This window comes from Agromyces solani (genome assembly GCF_058349925.1).
Genome location: NZ_JBYRER010000001.1, coordinates 939,427 through 965,838, shown reverse-complemented (window position 1 = coordinate 965,838; position 26,412 = coordinate 939,427). Strand labels below are relative to the sequence as shown.

The window sequence follows — 26,412 nt, the reverse complement described above, 5'->3', positions numbered from 1 at the left end:
CCGGTCGGGACACCACGGCTCGGGCCACGCCTCGGGCCGCGGCGGCTCAGGCCGCGGCGGCTCGGGCCGCGGCGGCTCGGGCCGCGGCGGCTCAGGCCGCCGCCGGCGCCGGCTCGAAGATGTTCGCGATGAGCCGCGACACCCACTCGATGAGATCGGCGTCGCCGGGCGGTTCGCCGCCCGGGGTCGGCCACGGCACGAGGATGACGTCGTTCTGGGCGAAGTGCTTCGCCCCCGGGTACATGCGCTCGAGCCGTACCCGACGGGAGTCGGGGATCTGCGCCGGCCCGATGCGCAGCTTCGAACCCGTCGCGATGACCTCGCCGAGCCCCGCGAGCTGGGCCTGGCGGCGCAGCCGCGAGACCGCGACGAGGTGCTCGACCGACTCGGGCGGCGTGCCGTACCGGTCGACGAGCTCCTCGAGCACCTGGTCGATCTGCCCGTCCTTCGAGGCGGGGCCGCTCGCGGCGGACAGCTTCTGGTAGGCCTCGAGGCGCAGTCGCTCGCTGTCGACGTACTCGTCGGGGATGTGCGCGTCGACCGGCAGTTCGAGGCGGAGCTCGGTCTGCCCCTCGGCGACGTCGCCGCGGAACGCGGACACGGCCTCCCCGATCATGCGGAGGTACAGGTCGAAGCCGACACCCGCGATGTGCCCGGCCTGCTCGGCGCCGAGCAGGTTGCCGGCGCCGCGGATCTCGAGGTCCTTCAGGGCGACCTGCATGCCGCTGCCGAGCTCGTTGTTCGCCGCGATCGTCGAGAGCCGGTCGTGCGCCGTCTCGGAGAGCGGTTTCGCCGGGTCGTAGAGGAAGTAGGCGTACGCCCGCTCGCGGCCGCGGCCGACGCGGCCGCGCAGCTGGTGCAGCTGCGAGAGGCCGTACTTGTCGGCGCGGTCGATGATGATCGTGTTCGCGTTCGAGATGTCGAGGCCCGTCTCGATGATCGTCGTCGAGACGAGCACGTCGAACTTGCGCTCCCAGAAGTCGCTCACGATCTGGTCGAGCGAGTGCTCGTTGAGCTGGCCGTGGGCGACCGCGATGCGCGCCTCGGGCACGAGCTCGGCGAGCTGGGCGGCGACGCGGTTGATCGACGACACGCGGTTGTGCACGAAGAACACCTGGCCCTCGCGCAGCAGCTCGCGGCGGATCGCCGCGGCGACCTGCTGCTCGGAGTACGGGCCGACGAACGTGAGGATCGGGTGGCGGTCTTCGGGCGGCGTCGCGAGGGTCGACATCTCGCGGATGCCGGTGACCGCCATCTCGAGCGAGCGCGGGATGGGGGTGGCGCTCATCGCGAGGATGTCGACGTTCGTCTTGAGCTTCTTCAGCGCGTCCTTGTGCTCGACGCCGAACCGCTGCTCCTCGTCGATGATCATGAGGCCGAGGTCCTTGAACGACACCTTCTCGGTGAGGATGCGGTGCGTGCCGATGACCATGTCGACGGTGCCGTCGGCGAGGCCCGCGATGGTCTCCCGCGCCTCCTTGTCGGTCTGGAAGCGGCTGAGCGCCCGCACGTGCACCGGGAAGCCCGCGTAGCGCTCGTTGAACGTCTCGAGGTGCTGCTTCACGAGCAGCGTCGTCGGCACGAGCATCGCGACCTGCTTGCCCTCCTGGATCGCCTTGAACGCGGCTCGCACGGCCACCTCGGTCTTGCCGAAGCCGACGTCGCCCGCGAGCAGCCGGTCCATCGGGATGGGCCGCTCCATGTCGGCCTTGACCTCGTCGATCGTCTGCAGCTGGTCGTGCGTCTCGGCGAACGGGAACGCCTCTTCGAGCTCGTGCTGCCACGGGGTGTCGGGCCCGAACGCGTGCCCCTTCGCGGCCATGCGCGCCGAGTACAGCTTCACGAGCTCGACCGCGATGTCGCGCACGGCCCTGCGGGCCTTCGACTTCGCCTGCGACCAGTCGCTGCCGCCCATCTTCGAGAGCGACGGCGCCTCGCCGCCGACGTATCGCGACAGCAGGTCGAGCTGGTCCATCGGCACGAACAGGCGGTCGCCGGGCTGCCCGCGCTTCGACGAGGCGTACTCGAGCACGAGGTACTCGCGCACGGTGGTCGGCTGGCCCGCGATGCCCGCCGTTCGGCTCGGGCCCTTCGGCCGGGTGCCGGTCGCGACCTCGCGCTGCACGAGCTCGATGAACCTGCCGATGCCGTGGGTCGAGTGCACGACGTGGTCGCCCGGCTTCAGCTGCAACGGGTCGACGACGTTGCGCCGCCTCGTCGCGAGCTTCTTGCCGGCGCGGGCATCGTAGCCCGCCGAGCGCCCGTAGAACTCGGCCTCCGCGATGAGCCCGAGCTTCGCCTCGGGCACCTCGAATCCGCGGGATGCCTCGGCCTGGACGAGGTACGCGACACCGGCGTCGAGCGCGTCGGGCACCTCGTCGACGATGCGGCCGGCGAGCCCGGCCTCGGCGAGCACGTCGCGGGCGCGTTCGACGAGTCCGTGCCCGGCGGCGGCGACCACGAGCGCCCAGCCGTCGCGCAGGCGCTCGGCGACGTGGTCGACCGCGCCCGAGACGTTGCCCTGGAAGCTCGGCATCGCGTTCGCGGCGATGCGCACGTAGGAGGCATCCAGCTCGAGGTCTTCGGATGCCTCGCCGGCGTCGAACGCCGACAGCGTCCACCAGACGCGGCCGGGGTCGGGCTCGCCGGGCGCGCTGAACAGCGTCGCATCGCGCAGCTGCGCGACCGTCAGGAAGTCGCCGGCGTCGAGGTCGATCGGGGCGCCTGCGCCGACGGTCGCGGCACTCCAAGCCGCCGCGAGGAACTCGCGGTTCGTCTCGGCGAGGCTCGTGGCGCGACCGGCGACTCGCTCGGGCGCGATGACGGCGACGGCCGCCTCGCGCGGCAGGTAGTGCGCGATCGGCACGAGCCGTTCGGTGAGGGCGGGGGCGAGCGACTCCATGCCCTCGACGGGGATGCCCTCGGCGATCTTCTCGAGCATCGCCGAGAGGCTCGGGAACTCGTGCACCATCTCGCGCGCCCGCTGCCTGACGGCCGGCGTGAGCAGCAGCTCGCGGCTCGGCGCGAGGCGCACCCGCTCGACGGGCTCGGGCAGCGACCGCTGGTCGGCGACCGAGAAGGCGCGCAGCTCCTCGACCTCGTCGCCGAAGAACTCGACGCGAACGGGGTGGTCGGCCGTCGGCGGGAAGACGTCGAGGATGCCGCCGCGCAGCGCGAACTCGCCGCGACGCGACACCATGTCGACACGCGCGTAGGCGAGGTCGACGAGGCGCAGGGCGATCTGCGACAGGTCGTGGCCGCGGGCGCCCTCGACGAGCTCGATCGGCTCGAGGGCGGCGAGGTTGTCGGCGATCGGCTGCAGCGCGGCGCGCACCGAGGCGACGACGACGAGGGGATGCTTCGGGCCCGATGCGGCGGCCCACTCGTGCATGCGGCGGAGGGCGTGCAGGCGCCGCCCGACGGTCTCGGCGCTCGGCGAGAGTCGCTCGTGCGGCAGGGTCTCCCACGCGGGGAACTCGAGGAGCTCGGCGTCGGGGAGGTACGGGGCGAGCGACGCCCTGAGTGCCTCACCCTCGCGGCTCGTCGCCGTGACGACGAGGAGCGCGGGTGCGAGACCGGCGGCCGCACGACGCTCGAGGAGCGCGGCGAGCAAGGGCGCATCGAGCCCCGACGGTGCCGAGAAGTCGGCGTTGCGCTGGGCCTCGGCCAGGGCGCGTTCGATCGTGGAGGCGCGCGAAAGCGCCGTGTTCAGACCCTTGAGGCTCACCGGAGAAGTCTATTCCGCCCCGCCGACACCCCGGTCGGTCGAGGAGCGGCGACGGAGTCGACGCGTATCGAGGCCACGCCCTGCAGAGGTGGTCTCGATACGGGCTGCGCCCTACTCGACCGACCTCGACCGACCCGACACGGGCTGCGCCCTACTCGACCGACCTCGACCGACCCGACACGGGCTCCGCCCTCCTCGACGGACCTCCCGATACGATGACTCCGCCCCGACGGAAGGACCACCCCATGATCATCGCCGCCGCAGACGGCTCGGCCCTCGGCAACCCCGGCCCCGCCGGCTGGGCCTGGTACGTCGCCGACGACTGCTGGGCGGCCGGCGGGTGGAAGCACAGCACCAACAACGTCGGCGAGCTCACCGCGGTGCTCGAGCTCTTCCGCGCGACCGCCCACCTCGACGACGAGCTGCTCGTGCAGTGCGACAGCCAGTACGTCATCAACTCGGTGACGAAGTGGATGCCCGGGTGGAAGCGCAAGGGCTGGCGCAAGGCCGACGGCAAGCCCGTCATGAACGTCGAGATCCTGAAGGAGCTCGACGCCGCCCTCGTCGGGCGCCGCTACCGCTTCGAATGGGTGAAGGGCCACGTCGGCCACCCGATGAACGAGGCCGCCGACCAGCGCGCCCGAGCCGCGGCCGAGGCGTTCCGCAGCGGCGGCGCGGTGCCGGCGGGCCCCGGCTGGTCGGGCGCGTGCGAGGGCGACGCCGCGGTGGCGACCGCCGTGGTCGAGGCGCTTCCCGAGCCCGAGCCGGTGCCCGCAACCGACGAGGCCGCCGCCCGGGCATCGGTCGAGGCATCCGAGTCGCTCGAGCGCCCGGCGCACGACGACCGCTCCCCCGCCGACGCGACCCTCTTCGACTTCGACGACCCGGCCGCCGACTGGCTCACGATGACGCTCGACCTCACGGTCGACGAGCACACCAGGCTCGTCGAACGCGCCCGCGCGGCGGGGCAGAGCCCCGAGGAGTTCCTCCGCGGGCTGATCTAGTGATCTAGCCGGGACGCTCAGCTCGGCGAGTGGAACCGCTGCTGCGCTGCGAGCAGCCCGTCGCTCGCGACGGCCTCGACGGCATCGGCGGCATCCGAGACGAGGTTGGGCAGCGACTGCCGCTCGGTGCCCGAGAAGTCCTTGAGCACGAAGTCCGCCGGGTCCTGTCGGCCCGGCGGTCGCCCGATGCCCACCCGCACGCGGATGAACTCGGGCCCCTGCGACTTCGCGATGTCGCGCAGCCCGTTGTGGCCGCCGTGGCCGCCGCCCTGCTTGAGCTTCACGGTGTCGAAGGGCAGGTCGAGCTCGTCGTGCACGACGATGATGCGCTCGGGCGGCACGCCGTAGAACTTGACGAGCGCCGACACGGGCCCGCCCGACGTGTTCATGTACGAGTTGGGCTTCGCGACGACGAGCTTCGGTCCGCCGGGGCGCACGAACCCCTCGGCGACGCGCGAGGGCGTCTTGTGGCTCTTGAAGCTCGCCCCGAGGCGCGCGGCGAGTTCGTCGGCGACCATCTGGCCGACGTTGTGCCGGTTGCCGGCGTACTGCGCTCCGGGGTTGCCGAGTCCGACGACGAGCCAGGTGTTCTCGGCCATGCCGTCGTCCTTCCGCGCGCGTGCCCGCCTGAACCACGCCATTCGTGCTCCGCTCGGGTCGATCCGGGCCGCTCCGGCCCGCAACGAGCGTACCCGGTCAGAACGTCGCCTGATGCGAGTCGTCGTAGGCGATCGAGTCGGCGAGCATGCCGCGCAGCGGCAGCGTGAGCCGGGTCAGCCCGGCGAGTTCGTCGGCGGTCGGCGTCGTCAGGGTGTCGATGAGCCGCTTGGTGCCGTCTTCGAGGATGCCGGAGATCGAGGGGGTGTACACGACGACGTCGCCCTCGACCGTGAGGGTCGTCGCGGTGTTTCGGAGCCCGCCGTCGCCCGCGGGCACGTCGAGCCGGAACCCCTCGATCACGATGCGGTCGGCGGTGAGCCGGATCGCGCGCTCGGTCGACCCGTCGGCGAGCTTCACCGAGACGATCGCGATCCCCGAGAGCCCCTCGATCGCGAGCGAGTCGCCCGAGAGCGTCGCCGGGTCGCCGGTGAACACCGGCGCGCCCGCATCGAGCGGCGCGAGCGGCGGGGTGGCCGGCGCGGCGGGCTCGGGCGCGGCCGGTTCCGGTTCCGGCGTCGGGGACGGCTCGGGCTCGGCGCCGCCCGAATCGGGGCCTCCCGTGCCTGGCTCGGCGGTCGGGGTCGGCGTCGGCTCGGGCGTCGCGGTCGGCACGGGCGTCGCTGCCGGGTCGTCGCAGCCGTCGATGCCGAAGAACTGCTCGATCGCGCTCGGCTCGGTGCAGTCGGTCGCCGCCGTCCGGATGTCCGTCACGGCCGAGGCGCCCTGCGCGGTGCCGGCGACGAGGAGGAGCGCGAGCGCACCGATCGCGCCGACGCGGAGATGACGAGCCCGGCTCACGCGGCCGCCTCCGAGGTCGCCTCGGCCTCGGTCTCCGTCGCGGCGGTGTCGGGGTCGGCGGCACCGGGCTCCGCCCGCTCCCCCTCGGCAGCGGCCGGCTCCGCGGTCCGATCTCTCCGCGGCGCCCAGGAGACGACCATGATGCCGCCGATGCAGCCGAGCAGGAATCCCACGAAGAAGCCACCGAGGTTCACCGCGACGAGCGAGTAGACCGAGGCGGCGAGCGCGATCACGCCGTAGAAGATGCGATGCGCGGGCATCAGGACGGCGAGCACTCCGGCCAGCACGACGATGATCGGCAGGATCGTCGCCTGCATGCCCTCGACGCCGACGTGGATCGTGAGGTTGCCGAGGTCGAGCTGGCTGGAGAGGAACATCGCCGCACCGGCGAGCACCGTGATGATGCCGCCGATGAGGGGGCGCGATCGATACCAGGCGCCGAACCCGCCCGGGCCGGCCGCATCATCGGGGTCGGCGGCCGCGGCCCCGTCGTCGTCGCGCGCGGGCGAGGCGAGTGCGGCGAGCAGGTCGCCGCCGGCGGTCTCGTCGGGTTCGGTCTGCGGGTCGTGGGTCGCGGGCATCGGTGACTCCTTCGTCGTGTGCTGGCGCGTCGTGTGCTGGCGGTGAGGGTCGCGGGGCGGGTGGCGTCGGGTCGCGCACCCGCCCCGCGGGTCGTTCCGGCGTTCAGCCCGGGATCGGGCTCAGAAGCATTCCTTGCCGTTGGTCAGCTGCAGGTGCAGGCCGTTGAGGGTGAACACGCCGGCCTGGGTGCTCCACGCGGTCTGCTTGAGCCCCGAGATCTTGATCGTGTCGGCGTCCTGCGCGAAGCCGCCCGCCTCGCCCTTCGACGGGGTCTTCACCGTCGAGGCATCCACGCCGATTCGGATGTTGCCGAACGTCGCGTCGCCCTGCAGGTCGGTGAGGCCGATCTGCAGGTCGCTCGCCGTCGCCGGCTTGCCGCCGCCGCCGGCCGAGATGAGCATGCCGAGCTTGCCGAGCGGGGTGTCGGTGACGACCGACTGGCAGAGGTTCGAGAGCGACGCCTCGCCGATGTTCGAGATCGCGACGGGGTGCGGGGTGCCGTTCTTCTCGGCGGCGACGCCCGCGTACTGCGAGAACCCGCTGCCGTCGAGCGAGGATGCGGCGATCTTGAACTGGCTGCCCGAGACGGCGAACGACACCGGTACGGCGCCGTTCGCGACGCCCGCCATGACGAGGCTGGCGGCGACGCCGACCGGAACGGCGGCGATGGCGACACGACCGAGGCGCGAGCCCGTGAGTGAGCGGAACTTCATGGATCCTCCTTGATGCGCTGAAGCGGGCGGCGGTTCGCCGCCACGGGCGACCTTACGGAGGCTATTGACTCTCCGTCAACAGCTGTTCACTCGAAGTCAATAACGATCCGGTCACTTCGACGGCGGGTCCGCCGGCCTCGCGCCGTTAGGCTCGGAACATGGCCGCCCGCGTCGATGAGATCCCCGCAGCGCGGCGGGCGCGGCTCTCGCCCGACGAACGGCGCGCCCAGCTCATCGCCCTCGGCGTCGCCGCCCTCGCCGAGCACCCCCTCGGCGAACTCAACATCGAGCGGCTCGCGGCCGAGGCGGGCGTGTCGCGGGCACTGCTGTTCCACTACTTCGGTTCGCGGCAGGGATTCCAGCGCGAGCTCGTGAAGACCGCGCGCGACAGCATGCTGCTCGCCACCGAGCCCGACCAGTCGCTCACCGCGCTCCCCCGGCTCACCGACACGCTCGCACGCACCGTCGGCTTCGTACGGGCACACGGGGGCACGTTCTATTCGCTCGTCCGCGGCCCGGCGAGCGGCGACCCGCAGATCCGCGCCGTCGTCGAGCAGGCTCGCGTGCTGCAGACCGAGCGCGTCGTCGTGCTCTTCCGCGAGCTCGGCGTCGAGCCGAGCGCGAAGCTCCGCATCGGCCTGCGCGGATGGCTCGCCTTCACCGAGCAGGCCCTCGTCGACGCGGCGCTCGCCGACGAGCTCGCCGACGACGAGATCGTCGAACTCCTCGAGCACGCGCTGCGGGGCATCGCGAGCGAGATCGACCCCGAGGCATCCCGCGTGCTCTTCGAGGCCTGAGCCGGCCGCCGCGCCCCGACCGCTCTCACGCGCGCCGGAGAACGACGAAGGCCCGCCGCGCGACCGTACGGTCGCGGGGCGGGCCCTCGGATGCCGGATTCCCCGGAGGTCGCGCGATTACTCCGCGGCGGCCTCTTCGGCGGGCGCCTCTTCGGCGGCCTCGGCCTCGGCGGCCGGGGCGGCCTCTTCACCGAGGTCGACCTTCTGCGGGGTGTGCACGTTGACGACGAGCGCGTCGCCGTCGGTCAGGAGCGTCGCACCCTTGGGCAGCTCGACGTCCTTCGCGTGGATCTGGGTGCCCTCTTCGAGGCCCTCGACCGAGACGACGACGTTCTCGGGGATGTGGGTGGCCTCGACCTCGAGCGACAGCGCGTGGTGGTCGAGGTCGGCGACGGTGCCCGCAGCCGACTCGCCCTCGAGGTGCACGGGGACCTCGACCTGGACCTTCTCGCCCTTCTTCACGACGATGAGGTCGAGGTGCTCGATGACCTGGTGCACCGGGTCCTTCTGCACGTCCTTGACGAGGACGAGCTGGCTCTTCGAGCCGATCTGCAGGTCGAGCACGGCGTTCGCCTTGCGGATGAGCAGGCCGACCTGGTGCGCCGGCACGGTGACGTGCTGCGGGTCGGTGCCGTGGCCGTAGATGACCGCGGGGATCTTGCCGGCGGCGCGGATCTTGCGGGCCGCACCCTTGCCGAAGCTGTCGCGGGCCTCCGCGACGACCTTGTTGTCCTCGTCCATGATGTTTCTCCTTGCGGGGCCGGGCGTACTGCCCTGGCGGCCCAGATCGTGTGTCTGTCGTTTCGACTCGAACGCGCGCAGCGTGCTGCGCAGAGCGTGAGGAAAAGCCGTGGAGCCTGCCCCTACCGCGTCGATCACGGATGCCTCGCCCACCGTTCGCACGGCGGCGCGACCTCCCTCGCCGAAGTCCAATCCGCAAGTCTACCAGCCCCTGCGCCCACCACGAGGCACACCGTCTCACCGCAACGTCGCGCAACCGTGAGGCCCGCTCACAGTACGCTGGAAGCCGACCCCACACCCTTCTCGAGGAGAACTCCGTGCCTGTCACCCCTTCAGCAAACATCGGCGTCGTCGGACTCGCGGTCATGGGGTCGAACCTCGCCCGCAACCTCGCGAGCCGCGAGGGCAACACCGTCGCCGTGTTCAACCGCTCGCCCGAGCGCACCCGCACGCTCGTCGCCGAGCACCCCGAGGCCGAGTTCGTCGCGAGCGAGTCGTACGACGACTTCGTCGCGTCGCTCGCGAAGCCGCGCACCGCGATCATCATGGTGCAGGCGGGCAAGGGCACCGACGCCGTCATCTCCGAACTCGTCGCGCGCTTCGAGCCCGGCGACATCATCGTCGACGGCGGCAACGCGAACTTCCACGACACCATCCGCCGCGAGGCGGAGATCTCGCCGACCGGCATCCACTTCGTCGGCACCGGCATCTCGGGCGGCGAGGAGGGCGCGCTCAACGGCCCCTCGATCATGCCCGGCGGCACCGCCGAGTCGTACGAGACGCTCGGCCCGATCCTCGCGTCGATCGCCGCCCGCGCCCCCGAGGACGGCGCGCCGTGCGTGACGCACGTCGGAACGGACGGCGCCGGCCACTTCGTGAAGATGGTGCACAACGGCATCGAGTACGCCGACATGCAGCTCATCGCCGAGGCCTACGACCTCATCCGCCAGGGCACGGGCAAGTCGCCGGCCGAGATCGCCGACATCTTCGCGGAGTGGAACACGGGCGAGCTCGAGAGCTATCTCATCGAGATCACCGCCGAGGTGCTGCGCCAGGTCGACGCCGAGACGGGCAAGCCCCTCGTCGACGTCATCCTCGACTCGGCGGGCGCCAAGGGCACGGGCGCCTGGACGGTGCAGAACGCGCTCGACCTCGGCGTCCCCGTCTCCGGCATCGCCGAGGCCGTGTTCGCGCGCAGCCTCTCGTCGCAGCGCGGCCAGCGCGCGGCGGCCACCGACCTGCCCGGCCCGTCGGGCGACTTCACGGTCGCCGACCCCGACGCCTTCATCGAGGACGTGCGGCAGGCGCTCTACGCCTCGAAGATCATCGCGTACTCGCAGGGCTTCGACGAGATCATCGCCGGCGCCGCGCAGTTCGGCTGGGACGTCAAGAAGGGCGACATCGCACGCATCTGGCGCGCCGGCTGCATCATCCGCGCCCGCTTCCTCAACCGTATCGCCGACGCCTACGCCGAGAACCCCGAGCTCGTGGCGCTCGTCGTCGCCCCGTACTTCAGCGACGCCGTCACGGGCGCGCAGGAGGCCTGGCGCCGCGTGGTCGTGGCCGCGACGCAGGCCGGCATCCCCGCGCCCGCGTTCAGCTCGTCGCTCGCGTACTACGACGGCCTCCGCGCCGAGCGTCTGCCCGCCGCGCTCGTGCAGGGCCAGCGCGACTTCTTCGGCGCGCACACCTACCTGCGCGTCGACAAGCCGGGCGTCTTCCACACGCTGTGGTCGGGCGACCGCTCCGAGATCGAGACCACGCCGTCGTCGCACTGACGGCACGGGGCATCCCAGGATGCCTCGGAGTCGAGTCGAATCGCCCGTCCCGTCGTCCGGGGCGGGCGATTCGCGTCTCGCGCGTCGGCGTGCCGCGCGGTCGCGGATAGGCTCGACGCATGGCCGAACCGAAGTGGCGCAGCGAGGGCGACGATCCCGACTACCGCTTCACGCTCGCGAACGAGCGCACGTTCCTCGCCTGGATCCGCACGGCCCTCGCCCTCATCGCCGGCGGCGTGCTGCTGCACGAGTTCGCGGCGAACGTCGGCCCGGGTCCCGTCGTCACCCTGCTGGCGGTCATGCTCGGCCTCGCGGCCGCAGCCCTCGCGCTGCTCTCGTACTTCCGCTGGCGCAGCAACGAGATCGCGATGCGCCACGGCGGCCGGCTCGGGTACAGCTGGGCCCTGCCCGTGCTCGCGGGCGTGTGCCTCGTCGCGGCGATCGTGCTCACCGTCTTCCTGGCCCTGCCATGAGCGACGCGACCGTTCGCGACCCCGGCCTGCAGCCGGAGCGCACGTCGCTGTCGTGGAGTCGAACCGCGCTCCTCGTGGCGGTGAACGCGCTGCTCGCGCTGCGCACCGGCTTCGTCGAAGGAGAGGACTGGCTCGTCGTCGCGGGTGTCGTGCTCGTCGGGGCGGCGGCCGCCGTCGCCGCGGTCGGCGCGGTGCGGCGCCGGCAACTCGAGTCGGGGCGATTCGCGCCGCCCGCGTGGCTCATCGTCGCGATCGCGACCGTGACGGTCGTCGCCGCAGCGGCGGGCATCGCCTCGGTCGTGGGCAGGAGCGGCGCATGATCGCCGATCACCCCGGGTTCGACGACAGCCCGCACGACGAACGACCGGTCTACGGCGAGCGCCGGCGGAAGGCCCTGCGCATCACCGTGCTCATCGCACTCGGTGCGCTCGTGCTGCCGCTCGTGCTCTCGCTCATCGGGCAGGCGCAGTCGGCCGCGACCCGCGCCTGCGCCGTCTACGTCGAACGCTACGACGTCGACGCCCTCGACTTCCGGGTCTCGCTCGAGCTGTTCGGCGCGGGCGGTCCCGGCTGGCAGTGCTGGGCCATCGGCCCCGGCGGCGTCGCCACCCCGCTCGCGAACCTCGGCCTGCTGCCGTCGGCGCCGACGCCCGTCGAGCCCGAGGAGCGGCCGGCCTGACGTCGGGAATCGACCGCGGAACGGTCAGGCGATCGTGTTCGCGCCCGTCCCGGTCGGGTCGCCGACCGGTTCGGGACGGTCGGCCCCGTCGGCCCCGCCGACGGCCGACCCGACGCCTTCGGCCTGCGCCGGGTCGCCGGGGTTCCGGAGGAACACGATCACCCAGCTGAACACGAGCACCGCGACGACGAGTTCGACCGCGGTCAGGTTGTAGTACCCGTTGATGAAGAACGCCGCCATCACGACGATGATCGCGACGTCGACGTAGCCGAGGATGACGAACGGGCGCGGTACCGCCGGCAGCCAGCGGTGCAGCGCGAACACGAGCACCGTGAAGACGATCGCCATGCCGGTCGCCGCGAGGTTGTGCGCCTGCAGGTACTCGTCGACCGGGAAGACGCCGACGCAGGCGAGCAGGACGCCGAGCAGGGCGAGCATGCCGGTGACCTTGCGCCGGCCCTTCATCTCCTTCGGCGTCGTCGCCGCGATCGACGAGACCGCGTAGTGCGCGATCGTCGTGACGAGCACGCCCGCGACGATGAGCGTCAGGTTGAAGGCGAGCGCGGAGATGTCGTCGGTCATGCCGAGCGAACTGAGGTTCATCTTCCACCAGTACGGGTCCGATGCGCTCAGCATGCTCGCGAGCGCGCCCAGCACGAGGAAGACGGCGAGCACGAGCGAGAGCATCATCGGGCTCATGTGCACCGACGACAGGAACACGACGTAGGCGGTGAGTGCGACGGCGACGCCGGTCAGGGCGGCGGCCGGCACCGAGAAGACGACGGCGTCGATGAAGCTGAGGCTCAGCACCGAGGCGAGTCCCGTCCAGCCGAGCAGCGCGATGACGGCGTGCGCGATCGCGAGGGCGGCGACGTCGAACCAGCGCAGCCGCCCGCGACGCTCGGCGGCGTCGGTGACACCGGCCCGGCCGGCCCGGGTGGCGACCACCGCCCGCCCGAACACGAAGGCGGCACCGGCGACGACGGCCGACGTGATCGCGATCGCCTGGCCGAGCGAACCCGGCCCCGAGATGGGCCATTCGCCGTCGCGGTAGAACAGCCAGGAGATCGGCGCGACGACGACGAGCACCGCACCGGCGAGCAGGAGTGCGACCGATTCGAGCGACTGGGTGCTCGCCGCCGGATGACGCAGCAGCTTGGCGATCGACGTGGACATCGCACTCCCTCGGCTCGGTGACCGGACGTGCGATCGAGCGATCGGACCCGGCCGTCCGGCGGGCCCGTCTTCGGGCCTCAGCCGCAACCTAGCACCCGCGCGAACGCCGCTCCAACACCCGCGATCGAGCGTCGCCGACTTCGCTCGCGAGGGCACGCCGAGGGAGATATCTTGATATCGAGACATCTCGGAGGCCAGCATGCTGCACCACGTCCAACTCGCCTGTCCCCCGCACCGGGAGGAGGCGCTCCGCGACTTCTACACGGGGGTGCTCGGACTCACCGAGCTCGAGAAGCCGCCCGCTCTCGCGGCGCGCGGCGGCTGCTGGTTCCGCGGCCATGGCATCGAACTGCACCTCGGCGTCGAGCCCGACTTCCGCCCGGCGACCAAGGCGCACCCGGGCCTGCTCGTGACGGGCCTCGACGAGTGGGCGGCACGGCTCCGAGAGGCCGGCTACCCCGTGCGCTTCGACGACGACTTCCCCGGTATGCGCCGTTTCTACAGTGAGGACTGCCACGGCAACCGGCTCGAGTTCCTCGAACCGGTCGCGTGAGCGAAGGCGGCCGCCGGCCGGTTCACCCGGCGGTGTCGGCCGGGAAGACGCGCTTGTACTTCCGCCCGTCGGCGAGCTCGACGGTGCGCGCCTCGAGCTGTCCCCGGTTCACCCGCTGGTAGATCGCCTGCGCCGTCACCCCGAACTTCGCCGCGGCCTCGGCGACCGAGAGACCGGGCAGGTCGGTCGGCACGCTCGACGGCCGCTCGCGCTTCCGGCGCCGGCTCGCCTCCTGCCGATCGGCGATCGCGGCGTCGTCGCCCGCCCAGCGGTATTTCGCCGCGGACGGGCTGAGGCCCGCGGCGTCCGCGATCTCGTCCCAGCCGGTGCCCGCTGCGACGGCCTCGCGCACGGCCGCGAGCACGGCGGGCTCGGCTTCGAGGGCGGCCACGAGCGAGCGGATGCCTCGGAGCCGCTCGAGCGGCGAGGCATCCCCCTCGCCGTCGCCGTCGCCGTCGCCGTCGCCCGAGGCGAGCGCGTCGAGGGCCACGAGCTCGGCGAGCGCCCTCGCGGTCTCGGCGGACAGGAACGACACGATCGTCGCCCGCTCAGCCGTTCAGGAGGCCGTTGCGCACCTCGCGGCGCAGCACCTTGCCGATGAGGGAGCGCGGCAGGTCGTCGGCCTGCACGATGCGCTTGGGCACCTTGTACGGCGTCAACCCGTCGCGTGCGAACTCGCGGATCGCACGCTCGTCGAACGTCGCGCCGTCGCGCAGCACGACGACCGCGACGACCTGCTCGCCGGAGTGCTCGTCGGGCAGGCCCACGACCGCTGCGTCCTCGACGTCGGGGTGCGCGCGCAGCGCCTCCTCCACCTCGCTCGGCGACACGTTGAAGCCGCCCGTGATGATGAGCTCCTTGATCCGGTCGACGATCCGCACGAAGCCCTCGTCGTCGATGGCGACGATGTCGCCCGTGCGGAACCAGCGCGCACCGCCGGCCGGATCGTCGACGAAGACGGCCTCGGTCTCGTCGGGCTTCAGCCAGTAGCCCGAGAACACCTGCGGACCGCGCACCACGAGCTCGCCCTCTGCACCCGGGGCGACGTCGGTCATGGGATCGTCGGGATCGACGACGCGGCACTCGGTCGACGGCAGCGGCAGGCCGACCGTGCCCGCCTTCCGGTTCGGAGCGACCGGGTTCGCCATGAGCACGGGCGAACACTCCGACAGGCCGTAGCCCTCGACGAGGTACCCGCCGGTCGCGGCCTCCCACGGCTCGACGACCTCGGCCGAGAGCGGCATCGCACCGGAGATCGCGATCTGGATGCCGTCGAGGGACACCCCCGCGGCCGATGCCGCCTTCGTGAGCCGGTCGTAGATCGGCGGGACGGCGGGCAGGAAGGTCGCCGGCCGCTTCTTCACGACCTTGAGCACGAGATCGGGGTCGAACTTCGGGAACAGCACGAGCCGCGCGCCCATGCTCATCGCGAAGGTCAGGCAGAGCGTCAGGCCGTAGGCGTGGAACATCGGCAGCACGGCGTAGACGACCGCGCTGCCGCGCGGCACGTCGGGCACCCAGGCGCGCGCCTGCGCCGCGTTCACCTCGAGGTTCGCGTGCGTGAGCGTCGCGCCCTTGGGGCTGCCGGTCGTGCCGCTCGTGTACTGGATGAGCGCGACGTCGTCGACGCCGGGCGCGATGATGTGCGGGTCGATCGGCTTCGAGGCGGTGAGCTCCTCCCAGCGGATCGCCCCGCGCACCTTCGTCGTGAGGGCCGCGCGCGACTCGCGGGCCTTCGCGATCGGCAGGCGCAGCATCGCCCGCATCGTGAACGGCATCGCCCGGGTCACGTCGACCGAGATGAGGTGCGGGACCGCGATGTCGTCGGGGAAGGCCTGGATCGTCGCGACGACGTTGCTCCACGCGATCGCGACGCGCGCACCGTGGTCTTCGAACTGGTGGCGGAGCTCGCGCGGCGTGTAGAGCGGGTTGTGCTCGACGACGATCGCACCGAGCCGCAGCACCGCGTAGAACGCGACGATGTGCTGCGGGCAGTTCGGCAGCACGAGCGCGACCGGGTCGCCCTTCTGCACTCCGAGCAGCCGCAGCCCTTCGGCGACGCGCTCGATCTCGTCGCCGAGTTCGCGGTAGGTCATCGTGCGCTCGAAGAACTCGAGCGCGACGTGATCGGGGTACTGCTCGACCGACGCGCGGATCAGGTCGTACAGCGACCCCTCGGGCGGCTCGACCTCGTCGGGCACGCCGTCGGCGTAGCTCGCGACCCACGGACGGCCGGGCAGGGCCGAGCGCACGATCAGGCCTCGCCGTTGAACATGCTCGTGACCGAGCCGTCTTCGAAGACCTCGCGGATGGCGCGACCGAGCAGCGGCGCGATCGGCAGGATCGTGAGCCCCTCCCAGCGCTTCTCGGGCGGCAGCGGGATCGTGTCGGTCACGACGACCTGGTCGATCGCCGGGTCCTGCAGGCGTTCGGTCGCCGGGTCGCTGAAGATCGGGTGGGTCGCGGCGACGATGACCTTCTCGGCCCCGTTCGCCTTGAGCGCCTGGGCGGCCTTCACGATCGTGCCGCCGGTGTCGATCATGTCGTCGACGAGGAGGCACACCCGGCCGTCGACGTTGCCGACGATCTCGTGCACGGTGACCTGGTTCGCGACCTTCGGGTCGCGACGCTTGTGGATGATCGCGAGCGGGGCGCCGAGATCGTCGGCCCACGTGTCGGCGACGCGAACGCGGCCCATGTCGGGCGAGACCACCGTGAGCTTGGTGCGGTCGTCGCCCGAGAGGCTCTCCTGGAAGTGGCGCAGCAGCACGGGCTTCGCGAACAGGTGGTCGACGGGGCCGTCGAAGAAGCCCTGGATCTGGGCCGCGTGCAGGTCGACGCTCATGATGCGGTCGGCGCCCGCCGTCTTCAGCAGGTCGGCGACGAGACGCGCCGAGATCGGCTCGCGGCCGCGGCCCTTCTTGTCCTGCCGCGAGTAGGGGAAGTACGGGGCGACGACGGTGATGCGCTTCGCGGAGGCGCGCTTGAGCGCGTCGAGCATGATGAGCAGCTCCATGAGCCACTCGTTGACGGGCGGGCCGAACGACTGCACGACGAAGACGTCGCAGCCGCGGACCGACACCTCGAAGCGGGTGTAGATCTCACCGCTCGCGAACGTGCGGTGCTCGGTCGGCGCGAGCTCGGTGCCGAGCGTCGCGGCGACCTGCGCGGCGAGCGCCGGATCGCTGCGGCCCGACACGACGACGAGACGCTTCTTGGTCTTCGCCTGCAGGCCGGGTGCGATGTTGTTCTCTCGGTCCAGGTCAACGACCTTCTTCTTGCGCCCCATGGTTCGCCTTCTGCTCACTCGCCTCGTTCGACGGACCGCGCCTCGGCGGCGACACGAGCCGCCTCCGTACCGGGCCGATGCTCTTCGACCCACCCCTCGATGTTGCGTTGAGGGGCGACGCTGAGGGCCAGTGCCCCGGCGGGAACGTCCTTGCGGACGATCGCGCCGGCGCCGGTCTTCGCTCCGGCACCCAGCCTAACGGGCGCGACGAGCACGGTGTGCGAACTCGTGTGCACCTCGTCGGCGATCTCGGTGCGGTGCTTGTTGACGTCGTCGTAGTTGGCCGTGATCGTGCCGGCGCCGAGGTTGACGCCGCGGCCGATCGTGGCGTCGCCGACGTACGAGAGGTGCGGCACCTTGCTGCCATCGCCGATCGTGGTGTTCTTCGATTCGACGAAGGCCCCGATCTTGCCGTCGGCGCCGAGCACGGTGCCGGGGCGCAGGTACGACCACGGGCCGACGGTCGCGCCGGCGCCGATCACGGCGAGCGTGGCGTCGGTCCGCCTCACGTGCGCGCCCGCGCCGACCTCGCAGTCGACGAGGGTCGAGTCGGGGCCGACGATCGCGCCGGTCTCGATGACGGTCGCGCCCTTGAGCTGCGTGCCGGGGCGGATGGTCACGTCGGGTTCGATCTTCACCGCGAGGTCGATCCAGGTCGTCGCCGGGTCGTCGATCGTGACGCCGGCGAGCTGCCAGCCGCGGACGATGAGGGCGTTGAGCCGCGCCGCCGTCTCCGACAGCTGGGCCCGGTCGTTGACACCGGCGACGAGCCACGGCTCGCTCACGGGCACGGCCTCGACCTCGGACCCCGCGGCCCGGAGCAGCCCGATGACGTCGGTGAGGTACTTCTCGCCCTGCGCGTTGTCGGTCGTGAGGTTCGCGAGCTGGTCGCGCAGCGCCGAGGCGCCGAAGGCGTAGATGCCGGCGTTGATCTCGGCGATCGCGCGCTCGTCGTCCGACGCGTCCTTCTGCTCGACGATGCGGTCGAAGGCGCCGGCCTCGCCGCGCACGATGCGGCCGTAGCCGGTCGGGTCGTCGTAGACGGCCGAGAGCACCGAGGCGGCCGACGCGGTGCCCCGGTGCTGGGCGAGGAACCCGGCGAGGGTGTCGGCGTCGAGCAGCGGCACGTCGCCGTTCAGCACGAGCACGTCGCCGTCGAAGTCGTCGGGCAGCGCGGCGACGGCGAGCTCGACGGCGCGGCCCGTGCCGTCGACCTCGTCCTGGTCGACGATGACGATGCCGGGGAACTCGGCCTCGACGGCGGCGGCGACGCGGTCGCGCTCGTGTCGCACCACGGCGAGCACGTGGGCCGCGTCGAGCGCGCGGGCGGTCGCGAGCACGTGGCCCACGAGGGGGGTGCCCGCGAGCGGGTGCAGCATCTTCGGCAGCGACGACTTCATGCGGGTGCCCTGGCCGGCGGCGAGGACGATGATCGCGAGGTTCTGGTCGGTCATGCGGGCTTCCTGTCGGTTGCTGGCGGATGCTTCGGCGTCGGCCACGAGTTCGCTCGAACCCGATCGTGGCCGGGCGGGCTCCGCCACCAGGATTCGAACCTGGTCCTCACAGCTCCAAAGGCTGTCGTGCTGCCGTTACACCATGGCGGATCGCGCGAGCGGTCGCGTCGCGCGCGACATCAAGTCTGCCATGGCGGCCGGGGCCCGATCGGCGCCCGGGCGGCCGTGCGCGCCCGGCCGAGGCATCCTCACCGGGCGCCGCCGCGACCGGCGGGATAATGGCGGGGTGAGAGATGCTGACGAGGTCGACCGGATCGTCGACGACTGGGAGCGCGAGCGTCCCGATCTCGACTTCGCCCCGCTGCAGGTGCTCTCGCGCGTCGCGCGCCTGTCGAAGCACCTCGACCGCGCGCGCCGCCAGGCGTTCGCCCGGTCGGAGCTCGAGTCCAGCGAGTTCGACGTGCTCTCGGCGCTCCGCCGCGCCGGTTCGCCGTATCGGCTCTCCCCCAAGCAGCTGCTGCAGCAGACGCTCGTCTCGAGCGGCACCATGACGAACCGCATCGACCGGCTCGTCGAGCGCGGGCTCGTGAGTCGCCAGACCGACCCGAACGACGGGCGCGGCATCCTCGTCGAGATGAGCCCGGCGGGGCTCACCCGCGTCGACGCCGCGATCACGCGGCTCGTCGACGCCGAGGCGGAACTGCTCGCCCGGCTGCCGGCGGCCGAGCAGAAGCGGCTCGCCGGCCTGCTGCGCAAGCTCAGCCTCGGCTTCGACGAAGGCTGACCGACGCACGGGGGCTGCCCGCTGGTCGTGAGTCGGCCCTCGCTCCGAGGTGAGCCTCGCCCGAGGCGGCCCTCGCTCACCGGTGCCGCCGTCAGGCGTAGTCGTCGCTCGCGAACCAGCGGACGCCGCCGTCGTGCACGATGAACTGCGACCACACCTCGACGTGCTCGGCTCGGCAGGCCGCGGCCAGTTCGCGCGCCCACTCGCGGTCGACCGGCGTACTCTGCTCGGGACCGCAGCGTTCCCAGGCGAAGGCCACCCGCGTCGCGCCGACGAAGTCGCACACGTACGCCACGCGGTTCGCGAGGACCTGCGCGGCCGTGCCCTCCGGGGTCGGCTCGTCAGGCGCACCGGGATAGTCGGCCATCGGCATCATGAGCAGTTGGTGGCCCTCGTCGTCGAAGAAGAGCGTCCACCACTGGCGGCGGAACGCCTGCTGGATGAGCACCTCTACCCGGTCCTGCAGTGCGGCGTCGGTCATGACGGGCACGTCGGGCAGGTTCGGGTCGGTGCTTCGCTCGCTCGTCGGTTCGGTCTCGGCGTCTCGGTCGGTCATTCATCGATCCTGCGGGCGCGCCGCGAGGTGCCGCGCGACGCGAGCACGAATCGTGAGGGATGCCGCGGAACAGCGCCCTGTGGAGGACGGGTCGTGCATCAAGCGTCTCGCCGCACGACCGGCGGTCCATCCGCGGGCAGGGCACGAGCGGCGGATCCGGGCCCGCCATCATCCACCGAATCACTCGAACATTCGTTCGAACTTCGGTACCATGGAGCATGACCTTCGACGAGCGCACGACCCCCTCCTCCGGAGCGCTCGCGGAGCACGTCACGCCGCCACCCGCAGCGTTCTCGCCACCCGCTGAGATGTCCCCGTTCGCGCGCGCACAGGAGGGTCTCGCCGTGCTCGTCGACGCCGCCGTGCGGGCGCAGCGCATCGAGGCGATGCATCGGGCGATGCACATCGATGTGATCGCGATGACGGTCGCTTTCGCGCTGCGCCATGCCGGCGCCTTCGTTTCGGCCTCACTGTCGACCGCACGTCGCGATGAGATGGCGCGCCGCAGCGTCGTGGCCGAGCTCGCGGTCGCACTGCGAACCCCCGAGCGCACGATGCAGCGCGAGATCGACGAGGCATGGGCGCTGTCGAACCTGCTGCCGGCCACCCTGTCGGCGCTGCGCCGCGGCGAACTCACGATGCAGCACGCTCGCGTCATCATCGGCGCCGGCTGCGACCTCGCCGATCAGCCGCGCGTGCGTGCCGAGCTCGACGAACGCCTCGCCGCACTCGGGGCCGAGCTCACTGCGGCGAAGCTGCGCGTCAAGGCCCGTCGCCTCCGTGAAGAGCTTCTCGCCGAGACGACCTCCGAACGGCATCGAGCCGCGCGCGACACGCGGCGAGTCGAGTTCGAGCCCGCCGCCGACGGCATGGCCTGGGTGCACGTGCTCCTCCCGGCGGCTGACGCACTGAGCATCGTCGTGCGGCTCGACGGCGCCGCGCGCGCCGCCGCCGACGCCGGTGACCACCGCACCCGGGAGCGACTTCGAGCCGACTTCGCCGACGACCTCCTTCGTGTCGGCCTCCTCCCCGATGGCGACCCGGGTGGCCAGGCGATCGCTGCGGCTCGTGCGACGGTGCACGTCACCGTTCCGGTCTTCACGCTCATGGGGCTCGACCACGCGCCCGGGCACCTCGACGGCTACGGGCCGATCGACGCCGACACCGCACGTCGCCTCGCGGCGAACGCTCCCTCGTTCACCCGGTTGCTCACTCACCCGGTGACGGGCACCGTGCTCGACGTCGATCGCGCGAGCTACCGACCGCCGGCCGACCTGCGCCGCTGGTTGCGCGTGCGAGACGGCACCTGCCGGTTCCCTGGCTGCAACCGGCCGGCGGTTCGCAGCGAGATCGATCACACCCGCGACTATGCCGACGGCAATCCGACCGCGCACGACAATCTCGCGCACCTCTGCACCGGTCATCATCACCTGAAGCACGAGACGGCCTGGTCGGTCGTGCACGGCGGCGCCGGCGTGCTCGAGTGGCGCTCGCCCTCGGGGCGGGCCTATACGACCCATCCGGCTGAGCCGATACCGACACCGCCGTATCCGGTCGAACCCGGTGATCGCCGCGGGCCGGACGCGCCGGGTCGGGTGGCCGATGCACCGAGCCTGCCGAACGTCGAGCACGGCCGCGCCGAGTACCCGCCGAACGCGCCGTTCTGACCGGGTCCATCGACGTCCCGAGCAGGTCCGACGACCCCATCCGCCGCACCGCCCCGATGACGCACCGCGCCGATGCGCCGCACCGCGCCGATTCGCCGCGCTCGCGCCCGATCCCTCTGCCGCGAACGAAACGAGCGGCGCGCCGCCGACCGCGCCCTACCGGCGCATGACCTTGCGGGCGAGCCAGTTGCCGAGGAACTGCAGCACCTGCACGAAGATCACGATGAGCAGCAGCGCCGCCCACGTGATCGCCGGCTGGAACTGGCGGAACCCGTAGACGAGGGCGAAGTTTCCGAGGCCGCCGCCGCCGATGAACCCGGCCATCGCGGTCATGTCGACGATCGCGACGACGATGAACGTGTAGCCGAGGATCAGCGGCCCCAGCGCCTCGGGGATGACGACGGTGCGGAGGATCCGCACCGGCCCCGCCCCCATCGACCGCGCCGCCTCGATCACGCCGGGCGACACCGTGATGAGGTTCTGCTCGACGATGCGCGAGATCGCGAAGGACGCCGCGATCGACAGCGAGAAGATGAGCGCGTCGTTGCCGATGCCGACGCCGATCACGTAGCGCGCGAGCGGCTGCACGGCGGCGAGGAAGATGATGAACGGGATCGGCCGGAAGAAGTTGATGACGACGTTGAGCACGTTGTACACGACGCGGTTCGGCATGAGTCCGCCGGCCCGCGTCGCGTAGAGCACGATGCCGAGCACGAGGCCGACGAACCCGCCGATGAGCAGGGTCAGCGCGACCATGTAGAGCGTCTCGGCGGCCGCGATCCAGAAGTCGGGGCCGAGTTCGAACAGGCGATCCATCAGAGGGCCTCCGTCACTTCCGCGCGCGAGCCGATCGAGGCGAGCACCGTATCGATCGAGGCATCCGCCCCCCTGATCGCGAGCGTCAGGTGACCGAACGCCCGCCCCTGGATGTCGTTGATGCCGCCGTAGACGAGTTCGAAGTCGAGCCCGGCGTTCGCGAGCTCGAGGAAGACGGACGCCTGCGAGGCGTCGGTGTCGCGGAACGAGATCGTGACGATCCGGCCATCGTGGCGCTCGCGCAGCACCGCGAGCTCCGCGGGCGACGGCACGCCCTTCACGACCGTCGCGACGAAGCGCTGCGACGACGGGTTCCGCGGATCGGAGAACACGTCGAAGACGTCGCCGTTCTCGATCACGCGACCGCCGTCCATGACGGCGACCTTCGTCGCGATCGACTGGATGACGTCCATCTCGTGCGTGATGACGATGATCGTCACGCCGAACTCCCGGTTGACCCGCTTGAGGAGCTCGAGCACCTCCTGCGTCGTGTCGGGGTCGAGCGCGCTCGTCGCCTCGTCCGCGAGCAGCAGCCGCGGCGAGGTCGCGAGCGCCCGGGCGATGCCGACGCGCTGCTTCTGGCCGCCCGAGAGCTGGTCGGGGTACGCCTTCGCCTTGTCGGCGAGCCCCACGAACTCGAGCAGCTCGGCCACGCGGGCGGTGATCTCCGTCTTCGACCAGCCGGCGACCTTGAGCGGGTAGGCCACGTTGCCGGCGACCGTCTTCGCCTCGAACAGGTTGAACTGCTGGAAGATCATGCCGATGCCGAGCCGGATGCCCCGGAGCTCGCGCTCGGGCAGGCCGACGATCTCGCGACCGTCGAGCTCGATCGACCCCGAGCTCGCGGGCTCGAGGGCGTTCACGAGCCGCAGGAGCGTGGACTTGCCCGCGCCCGAGTACCCGATGATGCCGTAGACGTCGCCCGGCTCGATGTCGAGGGTGACGTCGTCGACGGCGACGATCTCGGCCCCGGCACGATCGGGTGCCGGGTACGTCTTGGTGACGTTCTTCAGCGCGACGAGCGCCATGATGGGTCTCCTCCCGGAACGCCGCATCGGGCGGCGAGCGCCCGCGGTGACCGCGGTGCCCGCCGCCCGTGCGACGAACGATCCATCGTTCCTGCCGGAACGATCAGCCCTTGGCGGCCTCGGTGTCGGCCTCGACCTTGGCGAGGGACGACTCGAGGTCGGCGACGGGGGTGGTCACGGGAACACCGGTGCCGCCCGATGCCTCGATGAGGCCGGCCTGCACCTCGGGGTCGGTCTGGAAGATCTCGACGAGCTTCTTGTAGGTGGCGTTGTCCTTGTCCTCGGCGCGCGTGGCGAAGATGTTGACGTAGGGCAGCGCGTTCGGGTCGGTCGGGTCGTCCTGCGCGATCGCGTCCTCGAACGTCAGGCCCGCGTCCTCGACGAAGTCGTTGTTGATGACGGCCGCCGCGACGTCCGGCAGCGAGGTCGGCGTGAGCGACGCCTCGAGCGCGGTGACCTTCACCTTCGACTTCGCCTCGTCGATGTCGGCGAGGTCGCTGAAGATGGTGCCGCCGCTCTTCAGCTCGATGAGGCCGGCCGACTGCAGCACGAGAAGCGCGCGAGCCTGGTTCGAGGCGTCGTTCGGCACGGCGACGGTCTCGCCCTCCGAGATGTCGTCGACCGACTCGTACTTCGTCGAGTAGAGGCCGAGCGGGTAGATCGCGGTCGCGCCGATGGGGGTCAGGTCTTCACCGGCCGACACGTTGTAGTCCGCGAGGTACACGATGTGCTGGAACTGGTTGAGGTCGAGCTCGCCCTCGGTCGTCGCGGGGTTCGGCTGCGTGTAGTCGCCGAAGTCGATGATCTCGAGCGTGATGCCCTCGTCGGCGGCGGCCTGCTCGAAGGCGTCCCACTGCGGGTCGCCCGCGCCGACGACGCCGATCTTCACGACCTCGTCGGAACCGCCCGCCTCGGAGCCCGAGCCGTTCGAGGCGCAGGCCGCGAGCGACGCGACGAGGGGCACCGCGGCGAGCGCGGCGATGACTGAGGTGATGCGGGTACGACGTGACATGGGATTCCTCTCTCGGTGGGCGCACGCGATCGAGGGCCTGATCGGCTGCATGCCGGCATGGCTCCGCCACGGAGGATGTCGGTGGGGGCTTCGATGCCGCGAACGCGGGCGCAACTCCACGTTAGGCGAAGGTTCTTCGCCCTGTTGACCGCATGGTCACAATGCGTCACAGCTTCTGCGACGTCATCCTTCGAGCGCTTCAGATACTTCGAGCCAGCGGGTTTCGAGATCGGCGACGGATGCCTCGAGCCCGCGCAGTTCGTCGCCGAGGACGCCGAGGCCCACGTAGTCGGACTGGTCGTGGCGCGCGAGCTGCTCGTGATGCCTGGCGATCTCCCCCTGCAGCTTCTCGAGCCGGCGGTCGATCGACGAGAGCTCCTTCTCCGCGGCGCGGCGGTCGGCGCCGGAGAGCAACGGTGCAACGGTCGAGCCGGAGACGGGCGCGGCATCCCCCGCGGGGGCGAGCCTGCCGGGGCCGCCCGCCGAACCGCCCGGTGCCGCCGCAGTCGCCGGCCGCGCGGCATCCGCACCGGCCCGCAGCTCGAGGTACTGCTCGATGCCGCGCGGCAGGTCGCGCAGGTGCCCGTCGACGACCGCGAGCTGCCGGTCGGTGACGCGCTCGATCAGGTACCGGTCGTGCGAGACGACGAGGAGCGTGCCCGGCCACGAGTCGAGCAGGTCCTCGATCGCCGCGAGCATGTCGGTGTCGAGGTCGTTCGTCGGCTCGTCGAGGATGAGCACGTTCGGCTCCTGCAGCAGGATGAGCAGCAGCTGCAGGCGCCGCTTCTGTCCGCCCGAGAGATTCTTCACGGGCGTCGAGAGCTGCGCGTTCGTGAAGCCGAGCCGCTCGAGCAGTTGCCCGGGCGTGAGCTCGACGGCCTTCGACCCCTGGCCGATCGTGTAGCTCGCGCGCTGCTCGGCGACGACCGCCGACACCCGCTCGTCGCCCCACTCGGCGAGCTCGGCGAGCTCCTGGCTGAGGGTCGCGATCTTCACGGTCTTGCCGCGCTTGACCCGCCCCGCAGTCGGCTCGACCGCTCCGGTCACGAGGCCGAGCAGGGTCGACTTGCCGGCCCCGTTGACGCCGAGGATGCCGGTGCGCTCCCCCGGTGCGATGCGCCATTCGATCTCGTGCAGCACCGTGCGCGGCTCGCCGTCGAGACCCGGGTACTCGACGGTCGCGTCGAGCAGGTCGACGACGTCCTTGCCGAGGCGCGACACCGCGAGCCGGCTGAGCTCGACCGTGTCGCGCACCGGCGGCTCGTTCTCGATGAGCTGGTTCGCCGCCTCGATGCGGAACTTCGGCTTCGACGTGCGCGCGGGCGCGCCGCGCCGCAGCCATGCGAGCTCCTTGCGCATGAGGTTCTGCCGCTTCGCCTCGCTCGCCGCGGCCATCCGGTCGCGTTCGACGCGCTGGAGGATGTACGCCGCGTAGCCGCCCTCGAAGGGCTCGACGATGCCGTCGTGCACCTCCCACGTGGCCGTGCAGACCTCGTCGAGGAACCAGCGGTCGTGGGTCACGACGACGACCGCGCCGGCGGTCGCGGGCCAGCGGGCGTTCAGGTGGCGGGCGAGCCACGCGATCCCCTCGACGTCGAGGTGGTTCGTGGGCTCGTCGAGGAAGAGCACGTCCCAATCGCCGACGAGGAGCGCGGCGAGCCCGACCCGGCGGCGCTGCCCGCCCGACAGGCTCGCGACGGGCGCCTGCCACGGGACATCCGCGAGCAGGCCCGCGATGACGTCGCGCACCTTCGCGTCGCCGGCCCACACGTGCTCGTCGATGCCGCCGACGACGGCCTCGGCGACCGTCTTGCCGGGGTCGACGACGTCGGCCTGGTCGAGCATGCCGATGCGGAGGCCCCGGCGCTGCGTGACCCGCCCGCCGTCGGGCTCGAGCCGGCCCGCGAGCAGCTTCAGGAGGGTCGACTTGCCGTCGCCGTTGCGGCCGACGATGCCGATGCGGTCGCCCTCGTCGATACCGAGGGTGACCTCGTCGAAGACGGTGCGCGTCGGGAACTCGAGATGCAGGCGCTCGGCGCCGAGGAGGTGTGCCATGACCGAACGAGCCTAACGCCCGGAACCGCCGGACACGTCCGTCGGTCGCGCAGCGGCGAACCCGCGGATC

General features: G+C 71.6%; 25 protein-coding genes and 1 tRNA gene. 9 read left to right on the top strand and 17 right to left on the bottom strand.

Features of this window, described 5'->3' with window-relative positions; all coding sequences use genetic code 11:
- Positions 1-91 precede the first annotated feature (91 nt).
- Positions 92-3,727 (bottom strand): transcription-repair coupling factor, encoded by a 3,636-nt coding sequence (gene mfd / locus AC3RJ7_RS04485; protein WP_491454622.1) that lies wholly within the window; start codon positions 3,725-3,727, stop codon positions 92-94.
- 245 nt (positions 3,728-3,972) lie between these two features.
- Here mfd and AC3RJ7_RS04480 point away from each other — a divergent pair, with 245 nt between their 5' ends.
- Positions 3,973-4,731, top strand: coding sequence for an RNase H family protein (locus AC3RJ7_RS04480; protein WP_491454621.1), 759 nt, complete (start codon positions 3,973-3,975; stop codon positions 4,729-4,731).
- A 17-nt stretch (positions 4,732-4,748) separates the two neighbouring features.
- On the opposite strand, the gene pth is transcribed toward AC3RJ7_RS04480, so the two are convergent.
- The 4 genes from pth to AC3RJ7_RS04460 form a co-directional block, all read right to left on the bottom strand.
- Positions 4,749-5,330, bottom strand: a complete 582-nt coding sequence (gene pth / locus AC3RJ7_RS04475; protein WP_491454620.1) for an aminoacyl-tRNA hydrolase — start codon at positions 5,328-5,330, stop codon at positions 4,749-4,751.
- Between the two features lie 97 nt (positions 5,331-5,427).
- On the bottom strand, positions 5,428-6,189 hold the full coding sequence (locus AC3RJ7_RS04470) for a hypothetical protein (RefSeq protein ID WP_491454619.1): 762 nt from the start codon (positions 6,187-6,189) through the stop codon (positions 5,428-5,430).
- Positions 6,186-6,770, bottom strand: coding sequence for a DUF6114 domain-containing protein (locus AC3RJ7_RS04465; protein WP_491454618.1), 585 nt, complete (start codon positions 6,768-6,770; stop codon positions 6,186-6,188). Before AC3RJ7_RS04465 ends, AC3RJ7_RS04470 begins: the two co-directional genes overlap by 4 nt.
- Positions 6,771-6,890: 120 nt before the next feature.
- Positions 6,891-7,484 carry a DUF6230 family protein gene (locus tag AC3RJ7_RS04460; protein ID WP_491454617.1) on the bottom strand — a complete coding sequence of 198 codons (594 nt, stop codon included), beginning with the start codon at positions 7,482-7,484 and terminating at the stop codon, positions 6,891-6,893.
- A 158-nt stretch (positions 7,485-7,642) separates the two neighbouring features.
- Between AC3RJ7_RS04460 and AC3RJ7_RS04455 the strand changes: the two genes are divergently transcribed.
- On the top strand, positions 7,643-8,281 hold the full coding sequence (locus tag AC3RJ7_RS04455; protein WP_491454616.1) for a TetR/AcrR family transcriptional regulator: 639 nt from the start codon (positions 7,643-7,645) through the stop codon (positions 8,279-8,281).
- A gap of 117 nt (positions 8,282-8,398) precedes the next feature.
- On the opposite strand, the gene AC3RJ7_RS04450 is transcribed toward AC3RJ7_RS04455, so the two are convergent.
- The gene (locus AC3RJ7_RS04450; RefSeq protein WP_491454615.1) at positions 8,399-9,022 is read right to left on the bottom strand and encodes a 50S ribosomal protein L25/general stress protein Ctc; all 624 of its coding nucleotides are present in this window, start codon (positions 9,020-9,022) and stop codon (positions 8,399-8,401) included.
- 365 nt (positions 9,023-9,387) lie between these two features.
- On the opposite strand from AC3RJ7_RS04450, the gene gnd reads away from it, so the two are divergent.
- From gnd to AC3RJ7_RS04430, 4 genes are all read left to right on the top strand, one after another.
- On the top strand, positions 9,388-10,800 hold the full coding sequence (gnd, locus tag AC3RJ7_RS04445) for an NADP-dependent phosphogluconate dehydrogenase (RefSeq protein WP_491455226.1): 1,413 nt from the start codon (positions 9,388-9,390) through the stop codon (positions 10,798-10,800).
- A 119-nt stretch (positions 10,801-10,919) separates the two neighbouring features.
- Positions 10,920-11,273: a YidH family protein gene (locus tag AC3RJ7_RS04440; RefSeq protein WP_491454614.1), complete on the top strand. Its 354-nt coding sequence runs from the start codon at positions 10,920-10,922 to the stop codon at positions 11,271-11,273.
- Complete coding sequence (locus tag AC3RJ7_RS04435; protein WP_491454613.1) at positions 11,270-11,593, top strand: DUF202 domain-containing protein; 324 nt, start codon at positions 11,270-11,272, stop codon at positions 11,591-11,593. The genes AC3RJ7_RS04440 and AC3RJ7_RS04435 overlap by 4 nt, the downstream gene beginning before the upstream one ends.
- Complete coding sequence (locus AC3RJ7_RS04430) at positions 11,590-11,952, top strand: hypothetical protein (RefSeq protein ID WP_491454612.1); 363 nt, start codon at positions 11,590-11,592, stop codon at positions 11,950-11,952. The genes AC3RJ7_RS04435 and AC3RJ7_RS04430 overlap by 4 nt, the downstream gene beginning before the upstream one ends.
- A 24-nt stretch (positions 11,953-11,976) precedes the next feature.
- Here AC3RJ7_RS04430 and AC3RJ7_RS04425 read toward each other — a convergent pair whose 3' ends face one another.
- On the bottom strand, positions 11,977-13,128 hold the full coding sequence (locus AC3RJ7_RS04425; protein ID WP_491454611.1) for a DUF998 domain-containing protein: 1,152 nt from the start codon (positions 13,126-13,128) through the stop codon (positions 11,977-11,979).
- Between the two features lie 199 nt (positions 13,129-13,327).
- Here AC3RJ7_RS04425 and AC3RJ7_RS04420 point away from each other — a divergent pair, with 199 nt between their 5' ends.
- Positions 13,328-13,681, top strand: coding sequence for a VOC family protein (locus AC3RJ7_RS04420; RefSeq protein WP_491454610.1), 354 nt, complete (start codon positions 13,328-13,330; stop codon positions 13,679-13,681).
- A gap of 22 nt (positions 13,682-13,703) precedes the next feature.
- Here AC3RJ7_RS04420 and AC3RJ7_RS04415 read toward each other — a convergent pair whose 3' ends face one another.
- From AC3RJ7_RS04415 to AC3RJ7_RS04395, 5 genes are all read right to left on the bottom strand, one after another.
- Complete coding sequence (locus tag AC3RJ7_RS04415; protein ID WP_491454609.1) at positions 13,704-14,216, bottom strand: hypothetical protein; 513 nt, start codon at positions 14,214-14,216, stop codon at positions 13,704-13,706.
- A gap of 13 nt (positions 14,217-14,229) precedes the next feature.
- Complete coding sequence (locus AC3RJ7_RS04410) at positions 14,230-15,933, bottom strand: long-chain-fatty-acid--CoA ligase (RefSeq protein WP_491454608.1); 1,704 nt, start codon at positions 15,931-15,933, stop codon at positions 14,230-14,232.
- 2 nt (positions 15,934-15,935) lie between these two features.
- Entirely contained in the window at positions 15,936-16,970 is a 1,035-nt protein-coding gene (locus AC3RJ7_RS04405) for a ribose-phosphate diphosphokinase (RefSeq protein WP_491454607.1), read from the bottom strand.
- 14 nt (positions 16,971-16,984) lie between these two features.
- Positions 16,985-18,424 (bottom strand): bifunctional UDP-N-acetylglucosamine diphosphorylase/glucosamine-1-phosphate N-acetyltransferase GlmU, encoded by a 1,440-nt coding sequence (gene glmU / locus AC3RJ7_RS04400; RefSeq protein ID WP_491454606.1) that lies wholly within the window; start codon positions 18,422-18,424, stop codon positions 16,985-16,987.
- A gap of 78 nt (positions 18,425-18,502) precedes the next feature.
- Positions 18,503-18,574, bottom strand: a tRNA-Gln gene (locus tag AC3RJ7_RS04395).
- Between the two features lie 136 nt (positions 18,575-18,710).
- Here AC3RJ7_RS04395 and AC3RJ7_RS04390 point away from each other — a divergent pair.
- Positions 18,711-19,208: a MarR family winged helix-turn-helix transcriptional regulator gene (locus AC3RJ7_RS04390; RefSeq protein WP_491454605.1), complete on the top strand. Its 498-nt coding sequence runs from the start codon at positions 18,711-18,713 to the stop codon at positions 19,206-19,208.
- Positions 19,209-19,299: 91 nt separating this feature from the next.
- Here AC3RJ7_RS04390 and AC3RJ7_RS04385 read toward each other — a convergent pair whose 3' ends face one another.
- Complete coding sequence (locus AC3RJ7_RS04385) at positions 19,300-19,764, bottom strand: hypothetical protein (RefSeq protein ID WP_491454604.1); 465 nt, start codon at positions 19,762-19,764, stop codon at positions 19,300-19,302.
- A 218-nt stretch (positions 19,765-19,982) separates the two neighbouring features.
- On the opposite strand from AC3RJ7_RS04385, the gene AC3RJ7_RS04380 reads away from it, so the two are divergent.
- Positions 19,983-21,431 (top strand): HNH endonuclease signature motif containing protein, encoded by a 1,449-nt coding sequence (locus AC3RJ7_RS04380; protein ID WP_491454603.1) that lies wholly within the window; start codon positions 19,983-19,985, stop codon positions 21,429-21,431.
- 156 nt (positions 21,432-21,587) lie between these two features.
- Here AC3RJ7_RS04380 and AC3RJ7_RS04375 read toward each other — a convergent pair whose 3' ends face one another.
- From AC3RJ7_RS04375 to AC3RJ7_RS04360, 4 genes are all read right to left on the bottom strand, one after another.
- Entirely contained in the window at positions 21,588-22,247 is a 660-nt protein-coding gene (locus tag AC3RJ7_RS04375) for a methionine ABC transporter permease (protein WP_491454602.1), read from the bottom strand.
- On the bottom strand, positions 22,247-23,275 hold the full coding sequence (locus AC3RJ7_RS04370) for a methionine ABC transporter ATP-binding protein (RefSeq protein WP_491454601.1): 1,029 nt from the start codon (positions 23,273-23,275) through the stop codon (positions 22,247-22,249). The genes AC3RJ7_RS04375 and AC3RJ7_RS04370 overlap by 1 nt, the downstream gene beginning before the upstream one ends.
- A gap of 103 nt (positions 23,276-23,378) precedes the next feature.
- Positions 23,379-24,287 (bottom strand): MetQ/NlpA family ABC transporter substrate-binding protein, encoded by a 909-nt coding sequence (locus AC3RJ7_RS04365; protein WP_491454600.1) that lies wholly within the window; start codon positions 24,285-24,287, stop codon positions 23,379-23,381.
- Positions 24,288-24,470: 183 nt separating this feature from the next.
- Positions 24,471-26,342, bottom strand: coding sequence for an ABC-F family ATP-binding cassette domain-containing protein (locus AC3RJ7_RS04360; RefSeq protein WP_491454599.1), 1,872 nt, complete (start codon positions 26,340-26,342; stop codon positions 24,471-24,473).
- Positions 26,343-26,412: the final 70 nt, after the last annotated feature.

Coding starts and splice junctions, on each gene's coding strand:
- AC3RJ7_RS04435 (WP_491454613.1), top strand. CDS start 11,270: ATGAGCGACGCGACCGTTCGCGACCCCGGCCTGCAGCCGGAGCGCACG.
- AC3RJ7_RS04380 (WP_491454603.1), top strand. CDS start 19,983: ATGACCTTCGACGAGCGCACGACCCCCTCCTCCGGAGCGCTCGCGGAG.
- AC3RJ7_RS04405 (WP_491454607.1), bottom strand. CDS start 16,970: ATGGGGCGCAAGAAGAAGGTCGTTGACCTGGACCGAGAGAACAACATC.
- AC3RJ7_RS04455 (WP_491454616.1), top strand. CDS start 7,643: ATGGCCGCCCGCGTCGATGAGATCCCCGCAGCGCGGCGGGCGCGGCTC.
- AC3RJ7_RS04450 (WP_491454615.1), bottom strand. CDS start 9,022: ATGGACGAGGACAACAAGGTCGTCGCGGAGGCCCGCGACAGCTTCGGC.
- AC3RJ7_RS04465 (WP_491454618.1), bottom strand. CDS start 6,770: ATGCCCGCGACCCACGACCCGCAGACCGAACCCGACGAGACCGCCGGC.
- AC3RJ7_RS04430 (WP_491454612.1), top strand. CDS start 11,590: ATGATCGCCGATCACCCCGGGTTCGACGACAGCCCGCACGACGAACGA.
- AC3RJ7_RS04420 (WP_491454610.1), top strand. CDS start 13,328: ATGCTGCACCACGTCCAACTCGCCTGTCCCCCGCACCGGGAGGAGGCG.
- AC3RJ7_RS04360 (WP_491454599.1), bottom strand. CDS start 26,342: ATGGCACACCTCCTCGGCGCCGAGCGCCTGCATCTCGAGTTCCCGACG.
- AC3RJ7_RS04460 (WP_491454617.1), bottom strand. CDS start 7,484: ATGAAGTTCCGCTCACTCACGGGCTCGCGCCTCGGTCGTGTCGCCATC.
- AC3RJ7_RS04365 (WP_491454600.1), bottom strand. CDS start 24,287: ATGTCACGTCGTACCCGCATCACCTCAGTCATCGCCGCGCTCGCCGCG.
- glmU (WP_491454606.1), bottom strand. CDS start 18,424: ATGACCGACCAGAACCTCGCGATCATCGTCCTCGCCGCCGGCCAGGGC.
- gnd (WP_491455226.1), top strand. CDS start 9,388: ATGGGGTCGAACCTCGCCCGCAACCTCGCGAGCCGCGAGGGCAACACC.
- pth (WP_491454620.1), bottom strand. CDS start 5,330: ATGGCCGAGAACACCTGGCTCGTCGTCGGACTCGGCAACCCCGGAGCG.
- AC3RJ7_RS04370 (WP_491454601.1), bottom strand. CDS start 23,275: ATGGCGCTCGTCGCGCTGAAGAACGTCACCAAGACGTACCCGGCACCC.
- AC3RJ7_RS04480 (WP_491454621.1), top strand. CDS start 3,973: ATGATCATCGCCGCCGCAGACGGCTCGGCCCTCGGCAACCCCGGCCCC.
- AC3RJ7_RS04375 (WP_491454602.1), bottom strand. CDS start 22,247: ATGGATCGCCTGTTCGAACTCGGCCCCGACTTCTGGATCGCGGCCGCC.
- AC3RJ7_RS04440 (WP_491454614.1), top strand. CDS start 10,920: ATGGCCGAACCGAAGTGGCGCAGCGAGGGCGACGATCCCGACTACCGC.
- AC3RJ7_RS04385 (WP_491454604.1), bottom strand. CDS start 19,764: ATGACCGACCGAGACGCCGAGACCGAACCGACGAGCGAGCGAAGCACC.
- AC3RJ7_RS04425 (WP_491454611.1), bottom strand. CDS start 13,128: ATGTCCACGTCGATCGCCAAGCTGCTGCGTCATCCGGCGGCGAGCACC.